Here is a 22,134-nt window from a genome sequence, read left to right on the forward strand (position 1 = left end):
CATTCTGATACAGCCCCTTTTTATGGTTGCGGGAGCAGGACTTGAACCTACGACCTTCGGGTTATGAGCCCGACGAGCTGCCAACTGCTCCATCCCGCGATATTAAGTTCTTAAGAGATTTCCTTAAGCTTCTTACTTAGTATAGTATTATTAGTGAGATAAGTCAATGGTATTAGCAAAAGAAATATTATATTTTACGTGTATAATTTAATGAAGATATTTCATTAAGATTTATACATCTAAATAGTCATATTTAAAAGGGAGAAGAGTATGTTAGATTCATTAATAAAATTTTCGCAGAAAAATCTAATTGAGCATATTTTTGAATAGAAAGCATTGCTATAATTATCATAGTAAAGTTTTAAAAATTCTTTCATAAAATATGTACTTATAGGGGGAAAGATAACTATCTAATGTCTTAATTATTGATTTGTTGTTAATACTATTCATAGAACCAAGCGTATCCTTTCAGATTATTTGTATTGCTATGATTAGTTTGTACAGGGTTAAGTCGTTTGGTTCATTGTATTTTTTGATAACTAAAATTTAATTGTTTGTAAAGTAGTATTAGTTAACATTAAATAAACATTAAATATGATAAAGTAAAATGATTGAAAAGTTTTAATAAGGAGGAAAGGAAATGAGAGTGTTAGTGATAGAAGATAATATAGAATTATCTACTTCCATGAAAAAATACTTAGAGAAGATGAATTTTCAAGTAGATGTTTCAAATACAGGAGAAGATGGTGAAGAAAAAGCAAGTGTGAATGAATATGATGTTATTCTCTTAGACTTAAATCTTCCTGGTATGGATGGAATAGAAGTATTAAGGTGTTTACGCAAAGCTTCAATACACACTCCAGTAATTATCATAACAGCAAGAGACAAAGTAGCTGAATTGGCTTTAGGCTTAGATACTGGAGCTGATGATTATATAACGAAACCCTTTCAATTATTAGAGATAAGAGCACGAATCCATGCTGTAATAAGAAGATTTCATGGTCGTACAAATCCAATTATAAATATAGGGAAATTACAACTTAATCCTATTACCCGCACTGTGATTATAGATAATAAAGAAGTAATATTGGCAGCTAAGGAATTTGATATCCTAGAATACATTTGTTACAAACATCCTGCAGTGGTATCTAGTGAGGAAATTGCAGAACATATATACGATGAGGATTTTGATCCATTTTCATCTGTATTACGAGTGCATATTGCTAGGCTTAAGAAAAAATTAAGCAATGTGTATGGAGGAGATGTTTTAGTTAATATTAGAGGAAAGGGATATGTTTTATGCGTAGAGTAAATTTAAAAAGTGGGTTAGTTATAGTTATATATTCTTTAATTTTAACTTTAGTTTTGATTTTTGGAATCTACGGCGTCAGGAGTTCATTTAGTAATTTAGCAGAAAGCACATATATGAAAGATATTAAATATTTTGCTGTAAGTTCTAATTTGGAGGAAAATAGAGCAATTCTTAATGACATGAACTATGGAAATAATTCATTAGAAAATATATATGGAAATGTAGAAGCTATTAATAGTGTAGTTTTAAGATCTGACAGATTAACTGATGCCAGTGAAATTGGAAGAGTATATTTAAGTATTGGATTTGAAAATATAGCAGTGACTATTTTGATGTTTTTTTCTATTTTTATAATATCATCCATTTTGTTGTGGATAATCTTAAATAAGATTCATGATAAAGAGATTGAAAATATAGTTAATAAGCTTAATAATATAGACGATGACTTCGATCCAGCTTTGATAAGTAGATCTTTTGGCATTGCATATGAAAATATAAAGGATAAATTTAATCAAACTTTGGATGAATATAAGAGATTAAATTCCTATTTATCACATGAACAAAAAAATGCTATAGCAATTTTAAGGACTAACTTAGAAATAGATAATAATCAAGAATATCTTAAATTCATAGATAATATTTCAGATAGCATAGATGATGTTTTGACTTTAAGTGATGTAAAAATTGATAAAGGTTTGACTGAAGTAGATGTTTCATTAATTTGTGCTTCTATTTGTGATGGTTATAGGAAGACATACAGAAATATTGAATTTGATTTTGATGATGAAAGTAATACTATAATTTTAGCCAAAGAAAGATGGATATATCGTGCTATAAGTAATCTAGTTGATAATGCAGTAAAATATGGAGAAGGTAAACCCATTAAAGTATCAGTTGAAAATAAAAAAAATACAGTTGTTATTACAGTTGAAGACCAGGGTATTGGTATGGATAAGAATTCTATTGGAAAAATATTCAATAATAAGTATAGAATTAATGAATTAAATAAGGATGGTTATGGAATAGGATTAAGCCTAGTATCCCATGTATGTGATCTCTGTGATGGTTTTGTAATTGTAGATAGTGAAATAAATAAAGGATCTTGTTTTTATTTAGCCTTTTCTGAATATAAAATATAATTTTTATTAAATCCTTAGTGGTAGAGTTAACATTGAGTAAACAATCAATTTGTTATACTGTGGATACAATCAAAATTAGAAAAGGAGAGTTTAAGGATGTATATATTAAAAAATGCATGTAAAAATTTAACAAGAAACAAAGGACGAAACATTTTACTTGGTGTTATAATGATTGCAATACTTTCATGTGCAGCTATATCAGTTATAATAAACACAGCTTCTAATGAGATAATAAATGGTTATAAAAACAAGTTTGGTTCAGAAGTATTCATTCAATCAAATCAAGAAAAAATGCAAGAAAAAATGAAAAATGGTGATATGGGAAGTTTTGATGATAGTCCTTCTAATGAGCTTAAAGAAAAGCTTGCTGACTCTGAACATCTTAAAGAAACAATATTTAGTTCTAGTTTTATGGGCTATAGTGATAAGATTAAAGCGATAGATCAGGATGAGGCTGAAAAAAGAAAAAAAGAATATGGTAATGCAGGTAGCATGATGGCAATAGGAGGAAATAAAAAATCAGAAAATGCTAAAGATGGTTATTTAAACATTTTAGGTGGACTTAAAAAAGCAGGAATAGAAGAATTTAATAATGGTACAAGAAAAATTACAGCTGGTAAAATGCCAGAAAAAGATGGCGAAGCTATGATAAGTGAAGATTTTGCAAAATTAAATAATTTAAAGATTGGAGATAGTTTTAAATCTCAAAACCCAGATGATCCAGACAATTTTGAGCCATTACAATTAACTGTTTCAGGAATATATTATGATGGATCAAAATCAGATAGTATGGGATTTAAACATCCTATGATCAATAGAAAAAATGAAATTATTACGACCTATGATACTTTAAAAAAATACAATGAAAAAGTGAAAAAAGATAAAGATTTAATTAACTTGGATGCACAATACTATTTGAAAAATCCAGATTTATTAGATGCCTTTAATGAGGAGGCACATAAAAAAGGATTAAGTGATACACTTGAAATATCTACAGATGCTACTAGTTATAATAATATTGTTAAACCTATAGAAGGTTTAAAAAAGGTTTCTAATATATTTATGTTTTTAGTTTTAGGTTTTGGTGGTAGTATATTAATCTTAATTTCAATATTAGGTATTCGTGAGAGAAAATATGAAATTGGTGTCTTAAGAGCTATGGGTATGAAGAAAGGAAAAGTAGCTTTAGGTTTAATATTCGAAACATTATTTATGATAGGAATTTCTTTAGGTGTAGGTTTAGGCATAGGTAGTTTATCTGCTCAACCTATTTCTAATATACTTCTGCAAGGTCAGTTAGATGCTCAAAAAGAGGCTTCTACAGGAATGGTATCAATAGCTATGGGTGCAACAAGCTCAGCGCCACCAATAGAAAAATTAGATGTATTTTTAAGTGGCGAAGCTGTTTTAGGAATTACATTAATAGCTCTGTTACTAGGAGCGGTGTCTATAGGTATAGGAATTTTATATATAATGAGATTTGAACCAAGAAAAATATTATCAGAAAGGAATTAATAATATGAGTTTATTAAGTTTAAAAGATGTAAATTATAGATATGAAAATGGAAAAAAAGATGTTTTTAGCAATATAAATATTAACTTCGAAAAAGGAAAAGTTTATGGAATAGTAGGGAAATCAGGAGCAGGAAAAAGTACATTACTTTCTCTAATATCAGGTCTTGATACATGTACTAAGGGAGAAGTTTTATACAAAGACACAAACTTAAAATCAATAGATAAGGATCTATATAGAGCAAATGATATTGGAGTTATATTTCAAGGATATAATTTACTATTGAATGCTACAGCCAAAGAAAATATACTATTGTCCATGAATATAAGTAGTGTAAAGGAGAAAAATAAAAATAGTTATGTATATAATTTATTAAAAGATGTTGGAATTGATTTAGATACAGCTAATAGAAAAATTTTAAATTTATCTGGTGGTGAACAGCAACGTATAGGAATAGCTAGAGCTATTGCACATAACCCAGATATAATAATTGCAGATGAACCAACAGGTAATTTAGATAACGAGACAGAAGAAAAAATAATGGATATTTTATTATCATTAGCCCATAATCATAATAAATGTGTTATTATCGTCACTCATTCTAAAAAAGTATGCACATATCTTGATGAGATATGGGGATTGCAATCTGGAAAATTGTTATTTATTAAAAGTCACACGAATAAATCTAAGAATCATGGCTAAATTAAGTGATAAATTAAAATAAATTTAAATTATTAAATAAAAGGAGGTTAATATGATGGCATCAGAAGTTAAGAACACCCCAAAAGTTACGTTTATACTAAATATATGTTCAATAATTATGGGCGTGTTTGCAATATTTAATATTTATACATCATATAAGCATATATCGAATTTAATCTTACAAGGATTTGAGCCAAGCAAGCAATTATCAGAAGTGATTAATTATTATTTGATTTCAGTAACACCTTATGTATTTTACGGAATATGTTTATTTTTACTAGGGTTTATTATAAAACAAATTAGTTATATAGGTAATTGTAATGAAGTCTGTGGTAATACTGAAAAATCTGTAATTGAACAAGAAAATAACGATATAGTAGATGATATTTTAGCAGATATAAACTCAAAATATAATAATTAAATATATGTTATTAAAAAAATTATGATTTTGAATGTAGCGTTTAGATATTTAATATATAACTAAAAAGGAGATACCATCTTTAAAGGGGTATCTCTTTTAAGTTTATCTAAAGTTACAATGGCATTAGAGTTTTATCTTCTATAATCACTAATTTATTAATTTGGATTGCATAAACTGTAAGTTTATATTAGTTATGTTTAACTATACTATGTAATATATATAAGTGTAGGATTATTTGTTACAATATTTAAAAGAGGAGATGTATAATATGAATATTCCTGTTTGGGAATATGTACTTTCCATGGGAACTTATTTTATTTTACTTTTATTCATGATTGAATATATGAGGAAACATCACAAATTTGCAGCTATCTTCTGGGTTGCATCTTTATTTACTTTTCCACTTTGGCTTATGGGAGGCATAAATGGTTGGTTTCGTTGGGCAAAAACATTCAGTGCTATATTACCACTTATAATAGGTGGATTTTTCCGTGTAGCTGATCAAGAACAATATAAAGGAAAGTTCTGGGACTTTATGAGAAAGGATTGGATCGTTTGGTTCATTTATGCAGTACTATTCTTAAATATTGCCGAAGCTACCATAAAAGATGTTACTTTAAAAAACTATGGCAATGCGCTTTGTGGATTATTATTATGTTTTACTATTCCATTCCCAAATGGACGAAAATTCTTTAAATTAAGTGCTGAAGATAATAGTATGTTTATAGCTTATACAACTATAGCTTGGAATTTATTATATACAACTTGGAATTTATGCTTTGTTTATGGTGAAACTGGTAAATACTTTGCTAGCTCTATATGCATATTATTGGCAGCAGAAATATATCCAATTATTAAAAGAAAACCCGAACTTTATATAGCAGCTCGTATATATACCTTATCTGCTCACGTATTAATTAGAGCTTGTTTACCTAACTTATTCCCAGCTGTAATGGATGCATCATCATGGTTTAATGCAGATATATTATATGGATGGGGAATATTTAACGGTATAATAATAATTCCTTATGCTTTCTGGTATATATGGCAACTACATTCAGGTAAGGCTGAAGTAAGCTTCATTAGAAGTAATACTTCAGCAATGTAGGTAGTAAGTCTATATTTATTTTCAGATACCTTAAATCAAATGATCTAAGCCATTAACTGCAGTTTGTTCATTCTCATTAATAGGAATAACTATGCATTTTTGGCCATCAATTATTTGAGATTTTATTTGAGGTATCTTTTCAGGTTTTACTTGAAGTATAACGTCATAGTCAGTAGCATCCTTATTATCTTCTGAATTTATATCCAAAGCTTTCTCTAAATTAGTTTCTAAAGTTTCTTCTAAAATCACATTATCTTCACTAACTTCTGTAGACAGGAGAGTTTCACTATCTACAGAAGTTTCTTGTTTAACTTGTTCCAGTTTAGTTTGAAGTATTTCTACTTGTTTTTGAAGGTGTTCTTCCTTCTTTTTTTGGGCATTTACCTTAAGTGCCTTTGAATCAATTAAATTTTCTGCTAAAGGAAGATCATCACCAAAGTTTTCTACATAGGATTCTTCAATCTTAGAAGTGATTTCTTCAGGAACTCCACTTTCTATTAAAAGGTTTTGTATATCCTTCTTTGTTAAGCTTATATGTTCACAATCTGCATCATCATATATAGCGTTGTATTCCTCTACCATAGCACTTAGATTTTCTTGTACTTCCATAAAAATTTTATCAGCCTTCTTTTCTTCAGTACTAAAAGAATCTTTAATAATTGACTCAAATGTTTCTTTTTGCAAGGTAGCAGTTTGTTTTGAATAACAACCCAAAGCATTTTCCATTAATTCAGGATGGGTATCCTTTGTATTTTTCGTGTAATACATAATAGAGTTGACATCTGAACTACGCTCAATAAAAGCAGGAAACACAAAGCCATTAGTTGGAGCATCAACGACCCAATCTCTAATACGTGCTTTTATTTTATTTTCTTCTTCAAAGTATCTAAGACCAGGCTCAGAAAGTGAAACAGGGCATATTGCACATAACACATATTCATATACTTCTTCAGATTCATCTAACTTTGCATTATCAGTGGTTTTAGTAATAACATCATAAGCGTCATGAAAAATAAGTATTATAAAATTACCGGTAAAATCATAATTATCAATAATTAAATCATAAAAATTATCAAGGAGAGCATCATCTTTTAATTGACTTTTTTTAAGTTGCATAAGAGAAATTTGTCTTTCATTCACATAGTCTTCATTAATTGGAAAGTTAAGTTCTAAAATATTATTTCCAATAGTACCAGACAGTACTTTTTTAGCGATTTCTAAGTACTTAAAGTATTTATCCTCATCTAAATTTAGAAATGATTCTCTAAATTTTAAAATGATATTTTTTTCTCCATTAACATAGCAACCACACAACTTAGTGAAGGTGCAATGATCTTTTTTAAAACGTCTTTTTAACTCAAGTATATCTTTTTTTCTCATATATAAACTCCTCAATCTAGTATTTTTCTATTTGTAGGTATTATTAATCATAGAGAAATGCATCTCTATATTCATTCCAATAAACAGAGTTCTTAGTATTAGTATTTTCTATATTAGAACTCCTTGTCCCTTAGGATAAATAAGTCCATGTAAGCCAAACCAAAGATTTGGACACTCATTTAAGTATAATATTTTTTTCATCTTAATTAAAGGGTTTATTAGGTAAAGTTAAAATAGATGATATGAAATAATAAGCATACTTAGAATGTATCTGGTATAATAAGGGTATGTTTCCAGATGGAAGGTTAATAGAGAAACATTATTATTTACATTATCAGGAGTTATGGAGGTTGAAAATGGGGTTTAAAGATTTTATGAATAATCAGTGGCCAGATCAATGTATGGGATGTTCCATTGGAAAGAATGATATGGTGCCACCAGGTGGAATAATATATGATACAAAGAACTTTGTTCTTCATCAAGATCCAGATGTTCCACTTAGTGGATTTTTAATTGCAGCATCTAAAAAGCACGTAAGATCTATTGCGGAGCTAACCTTAGAGGAGTCTACAGAACTTTTTGATTTAGTTTACAAAGCAAGAGTTGCAATGAAAAATATATGTGATATTAATGAGGTTACTATTATTCAAGAAGAACGATCAGGTCACTTACATTTATGGTTATTGCCAAGGTATCAATGGATGAATGATAAGTTTGGTAATTCTTTAAGTAATATAAGAGAAATAATGAGCCATATTAAAGAAAATCTTAAAACAGAAAATAATTTAGAAGAAGTTCTATTAGTAGCAGAAAAACTAAAACAGGATTTTAACAAATAAGTTATATGTAAAGAATAGGATATTTAGAGGTAATATTTTAGTATTGAATAATAAGATTGGAGTGGTTATATGTCTAGAGCAAATGACAGAGATATACTTAGGGAGCAGTACAATTCAGAGAAGAATTTAAAAGCCAGACAAGCTTTACATGATGGTTTTAGTACAAATAAGTATGGATGGTTTAATTGGGTATTTGATCAATATAAGTTTAAGCCTAATGATAGAGTTATTGAATTTGGATGTGGGAATGGAAGCACATGGGCTAATAATGGAAATAGGATACAAAAGGATATCCAGGTGATTCTCACAGATTTATCTGAAGGTATGTTGAGATCAGCAAAAGATAACCTTTTAGGAATTGATGAAGTATTTGATTATTCTGTTAGTGATATACAAAATATTGAATATGAAGATAGATCATTTGATTGTGCCATTGCTAATCATATGCTTTACCATGTTCAAAATAGAGATTTAGCAATCAGTGAAATTGCACGTATACTTAAAGCTGAGGGAACTTTTTATGCTACTACCAATAGTCTTTATAATATGAAGGGCCTAAAAGCTTTAGTGAAAGGTTTTGATTATCAGATTAATTATTCTTCCTTTTCTGTTGCAAAGGAATTTGGTATAGAAAATGGAGCAGAGCAGTTATCAAAGCATTTTGATTCTGTTGAAACTTTAGTGTATGAAGATTCCCTTCATATAACAGAAGCAAAGCCTTTAGTGGATTATGTGCTGTCTTTACAGGGACATGTAAACATACAGGATATAATGACAGAAAGCAAAATAAAGGACTTTTATAGGTATTTAGAAGATATAATTTTAAGAGAAGGAAGTATTGATATACCTAAATCTAGCGGAATGTTTATAGCGAAGAAGCCTAAGAAACTATTATATTAGGAGGGCTGACGGTGTCGGTTCTCTGGAAAACAATATTATAGTAAGCGATAATGACGAGCCTACTATAACTTCCTCTGGGTCAAAGTGCCAAGCATGCTATACAATGGTTACATAGAAAAAAGTATTGAGATAGGATTTGCTCAATACTTTTTTTCTATTAATATTACTTTTTTAACACCCAATAAGGCATATCTGGAACTTCATCTTGATATATTGGAATTTTTACATCCTTTCGTGATGGTCCATAAATAGCTTTATGATTATGCATTATCTTAGAGATTTCTGATGTGCTTGATATAAAGTCATCATTAAGAATTAAAGCTTGCCATCTCATGCCACATGTAGCCATTTCGTATACAGGTTTAAATCCATTTCTTTTATAGAAGTTTATTCTACGTTCACGTAAATTATTTTCAGAAGGAGAGTCTTCAGAAACAGGTAGCTCTGATTCTGCTATTATATATTCATTTTTGTAGTATTTTTTAAGGGCTAATAGAATTTGACTTCCCAATCCTTTATTGCGTAAGCTTGAAGACACGCCAAGATAATCTAAGAGTAGTAAATTTATATTTGGAGATTTCCAAATAGTTGAATACCCAAGCATTTGATTAGAATGTTCATCAAATAGGCCTAATAAATCATAGTGACCAGAATTTTGAAGCTTTATAATATCGGCTAGAGGCTTTCTTTCTTGTGAGTTAAAATGCTTTTCAAACTCTTGTGTATACCAGTATGTTACTTCTGAATCTGTCATAAGACGAAGATTTAAATCACTCATTTTTGTCACTCCTATCGTCATTAAGTATTTACTAATATATTACTATCTCTTTATTACAGTTAAATAACTAGATAACCATAAATTTGATAGTATGATAATATTATAGAATATATAAGTTTAATGCACCAGCAGGGTATTGTAGAGATTTAATTCTACATGTAGAGGAGAAATATTTGATAGAGTTAAAGACTATTCTTGAAAATGAGTTTCCTTTAATATACTAATAATTTCTCTAGATAATTTATAAGATTCACCTGCTCCAAAAACTATAATTATGTCTCCACTTTTAGCTTCATTAAGGAGTTTACTACATATTTTATCAGAGCTTTTTATATACTCAGCTTTATTTATATCTATTTCATTACATAGCATATCTAAATTAACTGGCTCTCTGTTTTTATTTGCTTCTCGTCCTAAGAAGGGTTCGGTGATAATAACTCTATCTGCCTTTTTTAATGCTATAGCAAACTCATTAAAAAACAGCTTTGTTCTTGAAAGTTGATGTGGTTCAAAGACAGCGAAAACCTTTTTTCCTGGATAACTAAGTTTAATTGAATCTAAGGTAGTTTCTACTGATGTAGGATGATGAGCAAAGTCATCAAAAATCTTAATATTATCAATATCTGCTACTAATTCTAGTCTTCTTCCTATTCTCTTGAAATTTTTAAATGAATTCTTTATTGCATCTATATCAACACCTAACTCTAAGGCAGTAATTAACACTCCTAAAGAGTTTTCAACGTTATGCTTACCGATAAGTCCAAGGTTAAAATTATATTCTTTATCTCCATTTACTACTTTAAAGGAGGAATATTCAGGGGTGTTTGAAGTCAATTCTGCTTTATACTCCATGTAAAAAGGGAATTCAAGCTTATTATCTATATAATATCCAATAACTTTTACTCCTTCTTCATTTAGCCAATGTCTTAACTCACATAATATTTCTCTAATAGCTGTACTATCTTCATTAACAACTAAAATTTTTGAACCTTTAAGCCTTTTTATAAAGTTTTTAAAAGAATCCTTAACATGATTTATATCCTTGAAAAACTCTGGATGATCCATTTCCACATTGTTTATTACAGCTATTGAAGGACTATAATTTAAAAAATTATTATTGAATTCATCAGCTTCACATACAAAGTAATCTGACTTTCCTAACCTGTATCCACCACCCCAATTCTTAAAGGTTGTTCCGGCTTCAACAATTGGATCTAGACCACCATTTTCAAAAACAAGTCCCATTAAAATTGTAGTTGTAGATTTACCATGGGTACCTGCAATGGAAACAACAAACTTTTCATTTTGCACATATTTAGCTGAAAACTCCTGCCATGTCATTAAAATTCCTCTTCTTTTAGCTTCAAGTATTTCTGGATGATCCGGTGAAATATCTAAAATGGCAGGTGATATAGCTAAGATATCAATATCCTGTATATGGCTTGAATCATGACCTTTTAAAATATCTATGTTATTTTGTAAAAGAGCATCTTTATAATATCCTGATATATTCAAGTCACATCCTGAAACATCAAACCCCATGTTCTTTGCAATAATTGCTATAGGTGCAGCACCACTTCCGCATATACCCATGAAATGCACTTTTATTTTATTTTCCAATATAATTCACTCCTATCATAATGTAATTTAGATTAAGAATATGTTTTAGAAAAGCCTTTGTTCTGATATTTATTCAAAATAAAGTTGATTCACATTAAATTACAATTTCAAATTAATTATAACATGAATTTACTATTGTTTTCCAATGGGTGAAAAAGAAATGATTATAGACTTGCCACATGAAGCTCAAGAAACCATTCAATTCAATTTTAAAGTAATGTATAATAAGAATTAAGTAAAAATTTGATAATATGTGAAAAATTAAGTTGTATTTAAAATATAAATAAGAAGTTAAATTTAATGAATTTTTCATCTTTGACAAAGAACTAACAGAATATAAGGTAATTAGTAAATTAATATAATCAAATTAGTATGGACAAAACAAAGCACAGTAAGACGGGAATAAAATCCTTTGTTACTATATACTTTAATGGAGGTTAGAATTTTGGAAATAATTAAGGATATTAATAATGCAATTGAATATATTGAAGATAATTTAGGTTCAAATATAAGTATTGATGAAATAGCGAAGGTTGCATTTACATCACGTTACCATTTTCAAAGAATGTTTCATGCATTAACTGGGGTTACTTTAACAGAATATATTAGAAATCGTAGGCTAACACTTGCTGGTGAAGAGTTATCTTCTAAAGATGTAAAGATTATTGATGTAGCTGCTAAATATGGTTATGAAAGTCCAGATGCGTTTACTAAAGCTTTTCAAAGACTTCATGGTTCAACACCCTCTACGATAAAAAAGGGCAATGCAAGACTTAAATCATTTCCAAAACTCTCATTTCAAATATCAATTAAAGGGGGATGCGAAATTAATTATAGAATAGTTAAACAAGATGAATTTAAATTTTTTGGAGTGGATTTTTTAACCACATTAATAGATAATGCATTGTATAAAGAAATACCAGAATTTTGTGATAAAATTTGGGAGGATGGAACCCATCTTAAGATTAATGAATTTTTAGGATATTCTAAAATGAATATGCTTTATGGAATTCATTATGATTTTAAAGAAGATGGAAGTAGAAGATATATGATGGGGTGGAAAGTTCCTGATAAAGATATACCTAATGAATATAAAATAGTAAACATACCTTCATGTACATGGGCTGTTTTTGATGGTAGGGGGGATAACTTGAATACCCTTGCCACAGCAGACTTATGGAGGCTAATATATTCAGAATGGTTTCCATCATCAGGATTTGAACAAATAGAAGGACCATGTATAGAAAAGTATTTTTGGGATGATAATCAATATATTAATTATAGTTGTGAGTTATGGATTCCAGTAAAAAGAAAATAAAATGGGGGATAAAATGAGTATTGAAATAAAAAATCCAAAGGAAGATCAGTACGGTAATAGTAAAGAAAATATTTTTCTAGCCTTTAGTGATGATGGAAGCTATTTCGGAAGTGCTTATACATATCCTAATATAAATTATCATCAGGCCCATGAAACACCATACCTTATCTTTATAGATATTGATATAGAATCTAATATGGACAAGCTTTTAAAAGATGAAGTTAAACAAAAATTATTTGATAAGGTATTCCTAAGGGCTAAAGAGCTTCATAAGGAAAGACCAGACTTAAAAGCAAGAATATATTCTGGATTTGAATATAACAATGAGAAGCTTGATTTTTATATTAAAAATGGTTTTGATGAAAACTACAGTATCATTATGGAAGCAGATATTGAAGAGAATCCTAAATATACATTCACTGAAGTAGAAGTAACTGAGATAAATTTAAGTTCTCAGAAGGAGCTTATGGAGTATAGTGCAATATATAATGAAATCTTTATATCACCCTTAGATGTAGATGCACTTTTAGAACAAAGTAAGGAAAAGCATTTTAAAAATCTATATTTTTTAGTTGATGGAAATATACAAGGTGGTTGCACAATCTTTGAAAAGGATGGTTACGGCTATATTGAAACTTTATATGTTTTATCAAAAGCACGTGGCAAAGGAATATCAAAAATTATAATTAAGTATATATTTAATTATTTCTTGTCAAAAAATTTAAATAAAACAAAGCTAGAAGTATGGGAACTCAATAAACGTGCTATAAATTTATATAAATCTTTTGGATATAATGAGGTTGAAAAGAACTTCATGTTTCCAGGTATAACTATTTAATTATGTAGAATAAATATAGGGAGGTTAAATGGAAAACACAAATTATAATAGTTAGGGTGAAGTGTATCTGCTGAGAAACAAAATAAATAAAAAGAAAAATTAGTATAGTGAGAAGAAATGATAAAAAGTGAGAAACTTCATATAAATGGAGTTCTTCACTTTTTACTATTTTTAAGCTAGAAAGTTTTAATATACTATCTCTACACTTTAATTATACCATATATAACAAAGTAATTATAGACTGGTAATTTAAGGTACATGTGATAAAATAGCAATGTTAATTCTAAAATGCTAAAGCTTATTACAAGGAGGAGATATTTTGTCAATAAATAAATCTGAATGGCTAGTAGAAATGGAATGGTTAGAAAAGGTGCTTAGGGAAGTAAAAAAGCAATTAAAAGAAAAGCAAAACTCCAAAGATAATTTTAAAAAGGAAGCTATTGAAACCCAAAGAGAATTATGGGAAAATCTTGGGGCTGTTTCAGTAGAAAATGGTATGCAGCATATAGGAGATTTTATGCAGTTTATTAATACTATGAAAATTCAAAAGAGGAACCATGAGTTTGAAAGAAAGCTAGTTGATAAATATGAGAAGATGATTTCATCTCCTTATTTTGCAAGAATGGATTTTGAGGAAGAGGGAGAAGAAAAAGCTGAAAAGTATTATGTTGGAATTTCTAATTTAATTGATGAAGACTTTGATTTTCTTATATATGATTGGAGGGCACCAGTTTCTAGTATGTTTTATGATTATGAAATTGGAAGTGCTAATTATAAATGTCCTGATGGGATTATAAATGGCAAAATATCAATGAAAAGGCAATATAAAATTAGTGATGGCAAGATTGATTATATGTTTGACAGTAATATAAAAATAGATGATGAAGTATTACAAGATATATTAAGTAAAAGTAGTGATAATAAAATGAAGGCTATAGTGACTACAATTCAAAGAGAGCAAAACAAGGCAATTCGTAATGAAAAATATAAAAATTTAATTGTTCAGGGGCCTGCAGGGAGTGGAAAGACTTCCGTTGCTCTTCATAGGATTGCATATTTATTATATAAGTATCGTGATACCATAACATCTAAAAACATAGTAATATTTTCTCCAAATAATATTTTTAATGATTATATTTCTAATGTTTTACCTCAGCTTGGGGAAGAGAATATGATTCAGACTACCTTTAAAGAATATATGCATAAAGTTCTAGAGGAGGTAGGAGATAAAGAAGATTATTGTGCAATGATGGAGAAAATTTTTGGTGATAACAGTGAGCAGTCATATGATATAAGGATTAGAAGCTTAAAATTTAAGTCATCTGCTAAGTTTGTTAATTTATTAAAGATATATATAAAGCACTTAGAAAAGGTGGGTAGAGATTTTAAAGATATCACTTTAAGAGGGAAAACTATAATTTCAGCAGTGGAAATACAGGAATTATTTTATAAGGACTATAAGAGGCTTCCTCTTAAGAGAAGGTTAGAAAAGCTAAAGCAAAGAATTTTATATGTTATCGAACCTTATGAAAAAACATTGGTTGATAAAGCAGTAAAAGAAATGGAAGAATCCGGTGAATACTTAGATAAAGATGAAATAGTTAAAAAAAGCAAGTCTTTAGTAAATAGAGACATTAATTCTATAGTTAATGAGGTGAAAGAAAAAACTAAATTTGATTTGATGGATTGCTATAAAGCCTTTTATGAAGATTTAGAAGACTTCTTAAAGATGGTAAATATTAAATATGATAATGAAAGTATTAGAGAAATTAAAAGATATACCCTAGAAAATTTAAGGGCTAAAAAGATAAGTTATGAAGATCAAATAGCTTTATTATTTATAAAAGGAGCTGTAGGTGATATTCCAAAAACAGAAGAAGTAAAGTATGTAATTATTGATGAGGCTCAAGATTATTCACCATTACAGTATGAAATTTTTAATCAGTTATTTAATAAAGCAAATAAAACAATCCTTGGTGATATATCTCAATCTATTAATCCCTATATGAATGTTGAAAGTTATAACAATGTTGTAAATATACTTAAACCTGAGGATACTTCTATAATAAATTTAACTAAAAGTTATAGATCAACAATGGAAATAACTAAATTTTCTCGAAAAATATTAAGTGATGAAATTCATGATGAATACGTGGAAAGAAGTGGGGAGTGGCCAAAATTAACTGGTCTTTTAGAGGAAGAAGATATAAATGAAAGAATAGTGGAAGAGGTAAAAGTTCATAAGGGTGATGGACATAATTCCATAGGAATAATAACAAAAAATGTTGATGAGGCACAGAGGGTTTACAATCATTTGAAGGATAGGATTAGTGTTAAAATGATTATAAGTGAGGATGATGAGTATGCTAATGATATTTTAATTATTCCTGCATATCTTGCTAAGGGTTTGGAATTTGATGTTGTTATGATATATAATGCCAGTGATTTAAAGTATAGGGATGAAGAGGATAGGTTGCTGCTTTATACAGCTTGCACAAGAGCCCTCCATGTTTTAAATATATTTTATTTAAGGAATGTATCATCATTATTAAAGTGAAAAGAAATAAGGTAGACTGAAAAAGTCTATCTTTTTTATATGAAAATGTAATCAAAACTTGAATCTGAAATATTGTTAATTTTGTTGTATAGGGGAGATAACTAGGGTTATTTGTGTGTCAGGCAAATTTACAGAACATAATATTTTTAGACGATTAAGTATGGAAATTAATATTTCTAGAAAAAGTATTAACTATTTAAATACCATATTTTAAGCAAGGGTTAATTACAAAATATGTTATAATAAAAGGGAAAGATAACTATAAGGCATTAGATAAATAGGAATTTAAGGGTAGTGGTTTTTCATAAACATATAGTAGAGCAAATACAAATTGAATTAATTAAATATTTTATGGGAGATGAGTATTATGGCTGGAGATAATTTTAATGTTAATTTAAGCTTAAGTGAAGTAGCTGAATTATTAGATAAAGGAATAGTAAATGAAAGTATTACAGGTGAAAGGATAGATTATCATGTTGTAAATATTGATGATATTCATGCTATGATTGTAATTGTCTATGAAAAACATTTCTATAGAGCAGGGAACAGGCTTACATTAACAGTATGCATAAATAATGTTCATGATGTTACACATGTTCACTGCATAGGTGCCGGTGGTGGTGAAGGACTATTTAGATTTGACTGGGGAGCAAGTGATAAATTTACTAATTCTCCAAGAGAAATATTGAAAAATTATATAATATAAACAGTAATTGGGAGGTGTATTTGTGTCTAATTACTATGAACAAAGTTTAAATTCTACAAAATTGTTTAAGGTTTATGATTCAAAATATCCAAGAATTAAGCGTTATTTAGGTGAAGAAATCAAATTTGTACGTGGAAATTTACAGGGCAATGAGAAGGTTTTAGAGGTTGGAACAGGCTATGGACGTATAATTAAGGAACTGGCGCCTTTTGCATCAAAGCTTGTAGGTATCGATATTTCAAAGGACTCTGTAGAACTTGGTAGGAATTATATAAAAGAAAGCCCTAAATGTAGTATTGAAGTTATGGATGCCCACAACCTTAAATTTGGTGAAGAATTTGATGTGGTATTATGTTTACAAAATGGTTTATCAGCTATGAAAGGATACCCTATGGATTTAATTAGACAATGTATGAAAGTGCTTGTTCCTGGAGGAAAGGCTTATTTTAGCACATACAGCCCTAAATTTTGGAATCATCGTATAGCCTGGTTCTATGAACAGGCTAACAAGGGGCTACTTGGAGAAATTGATTTGGAAAAGACTCATGATGGTATAATTGTGTGTAAGGACGGATTTGTTGCTAATACATTTTCTGAAGATGAACTTAAAAAGTTTGGTGAGGAATTCGGTAGTGATTATAGCATTGAAGAAGTAGATGAGTCTAGTCTATTTCTTATTATTAAAAAGTCCATAGATTAATTTTAGTCTATCCTTAATTTTTATAATGAACCTATTTAACTATAGAAATATATAACTATTAAAATAGTTGTTGTGGTCATGCAGGTTTCAGGGATTTTCCAATTTTGAAGTTAGGATTAAGTATATAAAAATATGAAAAATAAATAGCAATAGAATTATACTAATAAAAAAGCTATTCCCTATTATAAAATAGTTTATCTAAGTTACAATAAGGGATAACTTTTAAATCTATGTATAACAAAAGGATGTGGAAAACCTCAATAATAACATCATATTATGATACGAATAACTATATCTTAATATGTTTTCGTTATAAAACTTAAATAAAAGGTACACATAATTTACAGTTATCTATAGGGGAATTAATAAGAGTACATTCAACATCAAAGACATCCTTTATAAGTTTTTCATTTATAATTTCATCCTTAGGGCCTTGAGCCAATATGTTTCCATTCTTTATAGCAACTATATTATCAGCATATTTTAATGCATGATTTATATCGTGAATAACCATTACTATGGTTCTATTTTCTTTTTCATTTAAATTTCTTAAAATATTTAAAATTTCTAGCTGATACTTTATGTCTAGATGATTTGTAGGCTCATCTAAAAGGATGATATCTGTATCTTGTGCTAAAGATAATGCAATCCAAGCCCTTTGTCTTTGACCACCAGATAGGTTATTTAAACTTATATCCTTATCGTTTATAAGTCCAACCTTTTTTATAGCTTCTAAAACTAGATTTTCATCCTTTTTACTCCAAAATGATAATAAATTATGGTAAGGGTATCTTCCTTGTTTCACCAAATCATAGACAGTTAAATCTTCTGGAGCATTACTGCTTTGAGGAAGCATAGACATAAGCTTGGCAACTTCCTTTGAAGGCATTTTAAGAATATCTCTATCCTCCATGAGTATATCTCCATTTTTAGGTTTAAGTATTCTTGATATGGCCTTTATTAATGTAGATTTTCCACATCCATTAGAGCCAATTAAGGCAGTAATTTTTCCTTTCTCTATATTTATATTAATATTATCTAATATAATTTTTTCATCATAACATAACTTTAATTTTTTTGCTTTTATCATTTCTATCATCCCCTTTTGTAGTATCTTTTTTTAACTAAAAGGTATATAAAGTAAGGTGCTCCTATAAAAGCTGTAAATATACCTATAGGTAAATCCTGTGGATAAAATAACCATTTAGATACAAAGTCAGCTAATAATGTTATTATTCCACCTATAAGTATCGAAAGTGGGATTACATTTTCAAACTTTGAATCTACCAATTTTCTTGCAATGTGAGGAGCTATTAAACCTACAAAAGATATACCACCACCAATAGTTACAGCTCCTGCTGCTAATGCAGCAGAAATGCCTAAGAGTATTATCCTGCTTTTATGTAGCTTATTACCAAGGACTATTACAACTTCATCTTCAAGCTGATGAAGATTTAAATCTTTAACAAATATTAATGTTAATGTAGCGAAAATACTAAATATTACTATAATCAGTATTGCATGTGTCCAGTTAGCACCATATATACTTCCTGTTATCCAAGTTGTAGCTTCTTTTATAAAAATTATTGGTCCATTTATTATAAGAATATTAGTTATGGCTTTAGCAATAGCAGAGACTCCAATTCCTATTATAATTAATTTATTTGTTGAAGAAGATTTTCCATTTATAAGCAAAATGCACATTAAAGCTATAAATGAAAATATAAAAGTAAATATAGGCATATATAATATAGATGTTGTTAATGAATTATTCTTAGGATCTATAAAAATAGTTAAAAACACCAATGCTCCAACGGAACCTCCATTAACTACACCTAATATATCTGGAGATGCTAAATCATTTTTAACCACTCCTTGAAGTATAGCTCCCGATAATGCTAAAGAGGCTCCAACAAAAAAGGCAACAAGAACTCTTGGTAACCTTATTTTCGTAACTAAAATAGATGAAAATCCTGTATCTATTCCTAATATACTCTTTAGTACATCTAATGGACCTACCATAGCTTCACCTAGGCATAATGAAAAAAATATCATTAAGATAGTAATCCCTAGTAAAAGCGCACTTAACTTAATAGCTTTTTTACTTATATTTATCATTGTCTGGTCCTCCTTTTCGCAACATATATAAAGAAAGGACCACCTATAAGTGCTGTTAAAGCACCAACTGGGACTTCTTTTGGATAAATTATAAATCTTGACATTATATCTGCAAGCAATAGTATAGATGCCCCTGTTAATATAGAAAATGGTATTAGCCATTTATAATCAGTTCCAATAAATTTATGTACTATATGTGGAGTTATAAGTCCAATGAAAGCTATTGGACCTGCCAAAGCCACAGATACACCAGATAAAATAGCAACTATAACTATTATAACTATTTTAAAATATAGAGTTTTCATACCCAATGACCTTGCCATTTCTTCTCCTAATGAAAATACATTGAATTTTTTCCCGATAAGCAACGTAAATACTATTACTATTAATATTATTGGAATAAATTTAACTATTAGTTCTAATTTTTTCCCTTCAACAGAACCTGTCATCCAATAAACAACCTGCTCAAGTGCAGCCTCATTTTTATATAAAATACCTTGTGCTAAGGAAAAGAATAGTGCACCTAAAGCAGTACCTCCTAATGTTAAGTCCATAGGCCTTATGTCACCTGAAAGACCTCCACATAATAAATAAACCAGTAGAGAAGATCCTAGTGCACCTAAAAATGCTAACCAGGCAAGTCCTAGTGAAGATACATTAGGAAAATATGTGAGAGCTATAACCAAAGTTAATACTGCTCCTGAATTTATACCTAAGATACTTGGCGAGGCTAATTTATTTCTAGTCAGTCCTTGAGTTAAAAGTCCAGATACTCCAAGAGCTCCTCCAACTAGAAGAGAATTTAATGTTCTTGGAATTCTTGAAGTCCTTATGATTATATGTTCTTGAGAATTATTAAAATCTTTATATGCATCTATTAAAGTATCATAAGATGTAGGTATAAATCCTTTAGTAATACTTAAGTAACATAATATAAGAGTGAATATTGTAAGTAATATGAGTAACAGCCATCTACCGCTATTACTTTTTAGAATATTTTTCATGTAACTCCTCCGCTTTATAATATTGAAAAATGATATCATTTAGTATTGATAATCTTTCTCAAACATGATATCATAATTAAGTGATAAAATCCATAATAAATTTTAGGAGGAATAACAAATGCAAAAAAAATTATTATCTGCAATTTTATCAGGTATGCTAATTGTAAGTTTACTTGTTGGTTGCTCTAATAAAACAGAAAATACAACAGATTATAAAACTATATCTATACAACATGCTATGGGAACAACAGAAATTACTGAAAATCCAAAGAAGGTTATTATATTAACTAATGAGGGTGTAGAAGCACTTCTTACACTTGGTGTTAAACCAGTTGGAGCTGTAACTGGTTTTACTGGTGATTGGTATGAACATACTAAAACTGAACTTACAGGTGTTAAGCCTGTTGGTAAGGAGACAGAACCAAATGTAGAAGCAATTGCTGCTTTGAAACCAGATTTAATAATTGGAAATAAAATGAGACATGAAAAGATATATGACCAATTAAGTTCAATAGCACCAACTGTTTATTCAGATACAATAAGAGGCGAATGGAAGGATAATTTTAAATTCTATGCTAAAGTTTTAAATAAAGAATCTGAAGGTGAAAAAACTATACAAGCATATGAAAGTAAGATTACTTCTATAAAAGAAACTTATAGTGATAAATTAAATAATGAAATATCACTTGTGAGATTTATGGATGGAAAAACTAGAATATACCTTGGAGATACTTTCGCTGGAACTATTCTTAAAGAAATAGGATTTAAAAGACCGGTAGCTCAACAAGGAACAGACTTCGTTAATGAAATAGGTAAGGAAAGATTAAATGAAGCTGATGGAGATGTAATGTTATACTTTACTTATGAACTAGGAGATGGTAAAGGTCTTGCTAGAGAAGAAGAGTGGTTAAATGATCCGATGTTTAAGTCTCTAAATGTTGTAAAAAATAATAAAGCTTATAAAGTAGATGATACTATTTGGAATACAGCAGGTGGGATAAAAGCTGCTAATTTAATGCTTGATGATTTAACTAATATGTTAAAAGAAGGAAAAATATAAAGTTAAGATGGTGGTAGACCTGGTAATTCTGCATGTCGGGATTCTTGTGCAAGGTGCGTTGGGTAACTAACACGTTAATCACGATCTATAACAGAAAATAAGGGGGCGTCGCAAAATAACT

At 29.0% G+C, this 22,134-nt stretch carries 20 protein-coding genes and 1 tRNA gene; 14 read left to right on the forward strand and 7 right to left on the reverse strand.

All coding sequences use genetic code 11. From position 1 onward, the window contains the following. Nucleotides 1-23 precede the first annotated feature (23 nt). Nucleotides 24-99 (reverse strand) — tRNA-Met (locus B2694_RS17535). Between the two features lie 541 nt (nucleotides 100-640). Here B2694_RS17535 and B2694_RS17540 point away from each other — a divergent pair. The 6 genes from B2694_RS17540 (at nucleotide 641) to B2694_RS17565 (ending at nucleotide 6,195) form a co-directional block, all read left to right on the forward strand. Beyond that, complete coding sequence (locus B2694_RS17540) at nucleotides 641-1,312, forward strand: response regulator transcription factor (protein ID WP_346886853.1); 672 nt, start codon at nucleotides 641-643, stop codon at nucleotides 1,310-1,312. Then, nucleotides 1,300-2,451 (forward strand): HAMP domain-containing sensor histidine kinase, encoded by a 1,152-nt coding sequence (locus B2694_RS17545; RefSeq protein ID WP_346886854.1) that lies wholly within the window; start codon nucleotides 1,300-1,302, stop codon nucleotides 2,449-2,451. The genes B2694_RS17540 and B2694_RS17545 overlap by 13 nt, the downstream gene beginning before the upstream one ends. A gap of 96 nt (nucleotides 2,452-2,547) precedes the next feature. Then, nucleotides 2,548-3,966 carry an ABC transporter permease gene (locus B2694_RS17550; RefSeq protein WP_346886855.1) on the forward strand — a complete coding sequence of 473 codons (1,419 nt, stop codon included), beginning with the start codon at nucleotides 2,548-2,550 and terminating at the stop codon, nucleotides 3,964-3,966. Nucleotides 3,967-3,970: 4 nt separating this feature from the next. Beyond that, nucleotides 3,971-4,666, forward strand: a complete 696-nt coding sequence (locus tag B2694_RS17555) for an ABC transporter ATP-binding protein (RefSeq protein ID WP_346886856.1) — start codon at nucleotides 3,971-3,973, stop codon at nucleotides 4,664-4,666. Between the two features lie 52 nt (nucleotides 4,667-4,718). Then, the gene (locus tag B2694_RS17560) at nucleotides 4,719-5,087 is read left to right on the forward strand and encodes a hypothetical protein (protein WP_346886857.1); all 369 of its coding nucleotides are present in this window, start codon (nucleotides 4,719-4,721) and stop codon (nucleotides 5,085-5,087) included. 268 nt (nucleotides 5,088-5,355) lie between these two features. Beyond that, nucleotides 5,356-6,195: a hypothetical protein gene (locus B2694_RS17565; protein ID WP_346886858.1), complete on the forward strand. Its 840-nt coding sequence runs from the start codon at nucleotides 5,356-5,358 to the stop codon at nucleotides 6,193-6,195. Between the two features lie 30 nt (nucleotides 6,196-6,225). On the opposite strand, the gene B2694_RS17570 is transcribed toward B2694_RS17565, so the two are convergent. Then, nucleotides 6,226-7,575 carry a DUF4317 domain-containing protein gene (locus B2694_RS17570; RefSeq protein WP_346886859.1) on the reverse strand — a complete coding sequence of 450 codons (1,350 nt, stop codon included), beginning with the start codon at nucleotides 7,573-7,575 and terminating at the stop codon, nucleotides 6,226-6,228. 356 nt (nucleotides 7,576-7,931) lie between these two features. Between B2694_RS17570 and B2694_RS17575 the strand changes: the two genes are divergently transcribed. Together B2694_RS17575 and B2694_RS17580 are read left to right on the forward strand one after the other, a co-directional pair. Further along, nucleotides 7,932-8,414, forward strand: a complete 483-nt coding sequence (locus B2694_RS17575; RefSeq protein ID WP_346886860.1) for an HIT family hydrolase — start codon at nucleotides 7,932-7,934, stop codon at nucleotides 8,412-8,414. 69 nt (nucleotides 8,415-8,483) lie between these two features. Continuing rightward, complete coding sequence (locus tag B2694_RS17580) at nucleotides 8,484-9,314, forward strand: class I SAM-dependent methyltransferase (RefSeq protein WP_346886861.1); 831 nt, start codon at nucleotides 8,484-8,486, stop codon at nucleotides 9,312-9,314. Nucleotides 9,315-9,477: 163 nt separating this feature from the next. On the opposite strand, the gene B2694_RS17585 is transcribed toward B2694_RS17580, so the two are convergent. Beyond that, a complete protein-coding gene (locus B2694_RS17585) occupies nucleotides 9,478-10,092 on the reverse strand; it encodes a GNAT family N-acetyltransferase (protein ID WP_346886862.1) in 615 nt (204 codons plus the stop codon). Nucleotides 10,093-10,281: 189 nt separating this feature from the next. Beyond that, on the reverse strand, nucleotides 10,282-11,712 hold the full coding sequence (murC, locus tag B2694_RS17590) for a UDP-N-acetylmuramate--L-alanine ligase (protein WP_346886863.1): 1,431 nt from the start codon (nucleotides 11,710-11,712) through the stop codon (nucleotides 10,282-10,284). Nucleotides 11,713-12,157: 445 nt separating this feature from the next. Between murC and B2694_RS17595 the strand changes: the two genes are divergently transcribed. The 5 genes from B2694_RS17595 (at nucleotide 12,158) to B2694_RS17615 (ending at nucleotide 17,831) form a co-directional block, all read left to right on the forward strand. After that, nucleotides 12,158-13,030, forward strand: coding sequence for an AraC family transcriptional regulator (locus B2694_RS17595; RefSeq protein ID WP_346886864.1), 873 nt, complete (start codon nucleotides 12,158-12,160; stop codon nucleotides 13,028-13,030). A gap of 13 nt (nucleotides 13,031-13,043) precedes the next feature. After that, a complete protein-coding gene (locus B2694_RS17600) occupies nucleotides 13,044-13,868 on the forward strand; it encodes a GNAT family N-acetyltransferase (protein WP_346886865.1) in 825 nt (274 codons plus the stop codon). Between the two features lie 319 nt (nucleotides 13,869-14,187). Further along, entirely contained in the window at nucleotides 14,188-16,425 is a 2,238-nt protein-coding gene (gene helD, locus B2694_RS17605; protein WP_346886866.1) for an RNA polymerase recycling motor HelD, read from the forward strand. A 367-nt stretch (nucleotides 16,426-16,792) separates the two neighbouring features. Further along, nucleotides 16,793-17,131: a DUF6054 family protein gene (locus B2694_RS17610; protein WP_346846699.1), complete on the forward strand. Its 339-nt coding sequence runs from the start codon at nucleotides 16,793-16,795 to the stop codon at nucleotides 17,129-17,131. A 22-nt stretch (nucleotides 17,132-17,153) separates the two neighbouring features. Beyond that, the gene (locus B2694_RS17615) at nucleotides 17,154-17,831 is read left to right on the forward strand and encodes a class I SAM-dependent methyltransferase (protein ID WP_346886867.1); all 678 of its coding nucleotides are present in this window, start codon (nucleotides 17,154-17,156) and stop codon (nucleotides 17,829-17,831) included. A 319-nt stretch (nucleotides 17,832-18,150) separates the two neighbouring features. Here B2694_RS17615 and B2694_RS17620 read toward each other — a convergent pair whose 3' ends face one another. The 3 genes from B2694_RS17620 to B2694_RS17630 are packed head-to-tail and all read right to left on the reverse strand — an operon-like array spanning nucleotide 18,151 to nucleotide 20,953. Further along, nucleotides 18,151-18,921, reverse strand: coding sequence for an ABC transporter ATP-binding protein (locus B2694_RS17620; protein ID WP_346886868.1), 771 nt, complete (start codon nucleotides 18,919-18,921; stop codon nucleotides 18,151-18,153). A gap of 5 nt (nucleotides 18,922-18,926) precedes the next feature. Further along, nucleotides 18,927-19,949, reverse strand: coding sequence for an iron ABC transporter permease (locus B2694_RS17625; protein ID WP_346886869.1), 1,023 nt, complete (start codon nucleotides 19,947-19,949; stop codon nucleotides 18,927-18,929). Continuing rightward, entirely contained in the window at nucleotides 19,946-20,953 is a 1,008-nt protein-coding gene (locus tag B2694_RS17630) for an iron ABC transporter permease (protein ID WP_346886870.1), read from the reverse strand. Before B2694_RS17630 ends, B2694_RS17625 begins: the two co-directional genes overlap by 4 nt. Nucleotides 20,954-21,071: 118 nt before the next feature. Here B2694_RS17630 and B2694_RS17635 point away from each other — a divergent pair, with 118 nt between their 5' ends. Next, a complete protein-coding gene (locus tag B2694_RS17635; protein ID WP_346886871.1) occupies nucleotides 21,072-22,013 on the forward strand; it encodes an iron-siderophore ABC transporter substrate-binding protein in 942 nt (313 codons plus the stop codon). Nucleotides 22,014-22,134 lie beyond the last annotated feature (121 nt).

The organism is Clostridium sp. UBA4395, from assembly GCF_002390995.1.
GTDB lineage: Bacteria > Bacillota > Clostridia > Clostridiales > Clostridiaceae > Clostridium_J > Clostridium_J sulfidigenes.